Source organism: Haloimpatiens lingqiaonensis (assembly GCF_901447495.1).
In the GTDB taxonomy this organism is placed as follows: domain Bacteria; phylum Bacillota; class Clostridia; order Clostridiales; family Clostridiaceae; genus Haloimpatiens; species Haloimpatiens lingqiaonensis.
In genome coordinates this window covers 1-1,004 of the sequence record NZ_CABDWS010000178.1, presented here as the reverse complement: position 1 = coordinate 1,004, position 1,004 = coordinate 1, and the positions used below count along the sequence as shown (strand labels likewise).

The window sequence follows — 1,004 nt, the reverse complement described above, 5'->3', positions numbered from 1 at the left end:
AAGATGAACGACTTCATATTGTAAAAGATGCACTAGCTTTATTTAAGTGCCGTGAGGCAGATAAAGAATGGATAGTTAATAAAAAAAATAAAAATTATTTAAAGATAAAAGCTTGGGATGAAGATAATTTTGAAATGGCTGATTCAGAAATAAAAGTAAGGTTTATAAAGTTTATAGAAGAAATATATAATGGAGATAAAATGGAAATTAAAGAGTCATGGATTATAACGACGGATAAATTAACGTCGGTAGAAACTTTATGGGAAATAATGCATAAAAGGTGGGACATTGAAAATAATGCTTTTCATCAGTTAAAAACAGAATGGCATTTGAATCATTGTTTTCTTCATAGCCCTACGGGCATAGAAACAGTATTAATGTTTATAATAATAGCATTTAATCTAATGCAATTATATTTTTTTAGGTGTATAAGAAATTTTAGAAAGAAATATATGCTCCAAATAGATGTTATTGAAGATATAAGAGATGAAAGATTTATTATAGAAAATGGTTGGCATAACCCACTATTTGTAAAAACTTAATCAAATATAAAACTGGAAATTGATTTTAAAGATTTCTTGGGGTAGGGGATAGTGTAATTATTTTTGCGACCTATCGGTCTGCGGGCTTACCAGCCCTTTAAGTAAATGTAAAAAGATACAATTCCAGTAAAAATAAAATTTTTACTGGAATTTAGGTGCTAAATCTCTGTTAGCGTTCCAGAAGTTTAGCGCTTAAAAATTTTTGGGGCGTGAGCCCGCTGATTTATAATGAATGATTGAGGGTTAGGTTAAAAACCATAAATTCTGATTTTTGCTGGAAATTTTAGAGAAAAAATTTGCATAATAAAAGCATCCTTTTTATAATAGTTTTGACAAGAAACCAACTTAAAAAGGATGCTGATAAAATGAGTAAAAGTTATTTAAAACAATTACTTACTTATATTAATAAGGTATACGATATAGGTGAAAAAATCAATAACTTAAAAGATAAAAGAATAAAAT

At 27.7% G+C, this 1,004-nt stretch carries 1 protein-coding gene; it reads left to right on the top strand.

Annotated features, from left to right (window positions below):
* Positions 1-542: transposase (locus tag FGK85_RS15170; protein WP_243122785.1), on the top strand; the 542-nt coding region annotated here is incomplete at its 5' end.
* Between the last annotated feature and the right edge of the window lie 462 nt (positions 543-1,004).